Consider the following 3,177-nt stretch of genomic DNA (forward strand, 5'->3'; position numbering starts at 1 on the left):
GCATGGGAACAGGTGTATCCTTCAAGCCATCATCACCACACTTACCCTTCCGGGCAAGAGCTTGCGCTCTCAAAACTAAACAATATCTTTCTTCTTCCAAACCGCACCGCGCTTAACTTGGTTAAGTCCTCGACCGATTAGTAATGGTCCGCTCCATGCCTCACGGCACTTCCACTTCCATCCTATCTACCACATCATCTTTGTGGGGTCTTACTTCCCGAAGGAATGGGAAATCTCATCTCGAGGCGAGTTTCACACTTAGATGCTTTCAGCGTTTATCTCGTCCATACATAGCTACCCAGCGGTGCTCCTGGCGGAACAACTGGTACACCAGCGGTATGTCCATCCCGGTCCTCTCGTACTAAGGACAGGTCCTCTCAAATTTCCTCCGCCCGCGACGGATAGGGACCGAACTGTCTCACGACGTTCTGAACCCAGCTCGCGTACCGCTTTAATGGGCGAACAGCCCAACCCTTGGGACCGACTACAGCCCCAGGATGCGATGAGCCGACATCGAGGTGCCAAACCTCCCCGTCGATGTGGACTCTTGGGGGAGATAAGCCTGTTATCCCCAGGGTAGCTTTTATCCGTTGAGCGATGGCCCTTCCATGCGGAACCACCGGATCACTAAGCCCGACTTTCGTCCCTGCTCGACCTGTCTGTCTCGCAGTCAAGCTCGCTTGTGCCTTTACACTCTGCGAATGATTTCCAACCATTCTGAGCGAACCTTTGGGCGCCTCCGTTACCTTTTAGGAGGCGACCGCCCCAGTCAAACTGCCCACCTGACACTGTCTCCCAGCACGTTCAGTGCTGCGGGTTAGAGTGGTCATAATGCAAGGGTAGTATCCCACCAACGCCTCCGTCGAAACTAGCGTTCCGACTTCTATGGCTCCTACCTATCCTGTACAAGCAGTACAAACACTCAATATCAAGCTACAGTAAAGCTCCATGGGGTCTTTCCGTCCTGTCGCGGGTACCCTGCATCTTCACAGGGATTTCAATTTCACCGAGTCTCTCGTTGAGACAGCGCCCAGATCGTTACGCCTTTCGTGCGGGTCGGAACTTACCCGACAAGGAATTTCGCTACCTTAGGACCGTTATAGTTACGGCCGCCGTTTACTGGGGCTTAAATTCAGAGCTTCGCCGAAGCTAACCCTTCCTTTTAACCTTCCAGCACCGGGCAGGCGTCAGCCCCTATACTTCATCTTACGATTTTGCAGAAACCTGTGTTTTTGATAAACAGTCGCCTGGGCCTATTCACTGCGGCTGGTCTTGCGACCAGCACCCCTTCTCCCGAAGTTACGGGGTCATTTTGCCGAGTTCCTTAACGAGAGTTCACTCGCTCACCTTAGGATTCTCTCCTCGACTACCTGTGTCGGTTTGCGGTACGGGCAGTTAACGTGCTCCTTAGAAGCTTTTCTCGGCAGTGTGACATCGGCAACTTCGCTACTGTAATTTCGCTCCCCATCACAGCTTGTCAACCCGGATGTAAGCATTTGACTCACATCCTGACTTACTGCTTGGCCCCACTCTTCCAATCGTGAGGTTTGCTTAGCCTCCTGCGTCCCTCCATCGTCAAACGCAGTTAACTGGTACAGGAATCTCAACCTGTTATCCATCGCCTACGTCTCTCGGCCTCGGCTTAGGTCCCGACTTACCCTGGGAGGACGAGCCTTCCCCAGGAAACCTTAGTCATTCGGTGGACAGGATTCTCACCTGTCTTTCGCTACTCATACCGGCATTCTCACTTCTAAGCGCTCCACCAGTCCTCACGGTCTAGCTTCACCGCCCTTAGAACGCTCTCCTATCACGTGCACGTAGTGCACATCCACAGTTTCGGTAATATGCTTAGCCCCGGTACATTTTCGGCGCAGAATCACTCGACTAGTGAGCTATTACGCACTCTTTAAATGGTGGCTGCTTCTGAGCCAACATCCTAGTTGTCTATGCAACTCCACATCCTTTTCCACTTAGCATATATTTAGGGACCTTAACTGGTGATCTGGGCTGTTCCCCTTTACACGGTGGATCTTATCACTCATCGTGTGACTCCTGGGCATAAATCAATGGCATTCGGAGTTTATCTGAAGTTGGTAACCCATGACGGGCCCCTTGTCCAAACAGTAGCTCTACCTCCACGATTCTTGATCCCAAGGCTCCCCCTAAAGAGATTTCGGAGAGAACCAGCTATCTCCAAGTTCGTTTGGAATTTCACCGCTACCCACACCTCATCCCAGCCATTTTCAACTGACACGGGTTCGGTCCTCCAGTGCGCTTTACCGCACCTTCAACCTGGACATGGGTAGGTCACCTGGTTTCGGGTCTACAACTACATACTTCGTACGCCCATTTCAGACTCGCTTTCGCTGCGGCTCCGGTTTTTCCACCTTAACCTTGCATGCAATCGTAACTCGCCGGTTCATTCTGCAAGAGGCACGCCGTCACCCATTAATGGGCTCCGACAGCTTGTAGGCACATGGTTTCAGGAACTATTTCACTCCCCTTCCGGGGTGCTTTTCACCTTTCCCTCACGGTACTGGTTCACTATCGGTCACTAGGGAGTATTTAGCCTTGCGAGATGGTCCTCGCTGCTTCCGACGGGGTTTCACGTGTCCCGCCGTACTCAGGATCCTGAACTGAGAGAGTGCCGTTTCGTCTACTGGGCTTTCACCATCTCTGGCACAGCTTCCCAACTGTTTCGACTACGTCGCTCTTTGGTAACTCAAATGTTCAGTCCTACAACCCCAACGAGCAAGCTCGTTGGTTTGGGCTCTTCCCCGTTCGCTCGCCGCTACTAAGGGAATCGATGTTTCTTTCTCTTCCTGCAGCTACTGAGATGTTTCAGTTCACTGCGTCTACCGCTTGCTAGCTATAGATTCACTAGTCAAGCAACCAACGACTAAGTTGGTTGGGTTTTCCCATTCGGAAATCTCCGGATCAAAGCGTACTTACCGCTCCCCGAAGCATATCGGTGTTAGTCCCGTCCTTCATCGGCTCCTAGTACCAAGGCATTCACCATGCGCCCTTCATAACTTAACCTTGATAATCACTTCGTGATTATCCGATTAATTGAGTTAGCGATTAATTTCTAAAAAACTCAAAATAACGCGGTGTTCTCGGTTTGTTTTGTTAATTAATAAAGAAAATTGATATTATTTAGTTTTCAAAGTGCAAGCT

General features: G+C 51.1%; 1 rRNA gene. It reads right to left on the reverse strand.

The features are described from left to right. Positions 1 to 117 precede the first annotated feature (117 nt). Positions 118 to 3,039: ribosomal RNA gene (locus tag HUK45_RS09060) — 23S ribosomal RNA — on the reverse strand. Positions 3,040 to 3,177: the final 138 nt, after the last annotated feature.

Source organism: Limosilactobacillus urinaemulieris (assembly GCF_014838745.1).
In the GTDB taxonomy this organism is placed as follows: Bacteria; Bacillota; Bacilli; order Lactobacillales; family Lactobacillaceae; genus Limosilactobacillus; species Limosilactobacillus urinaemulieris.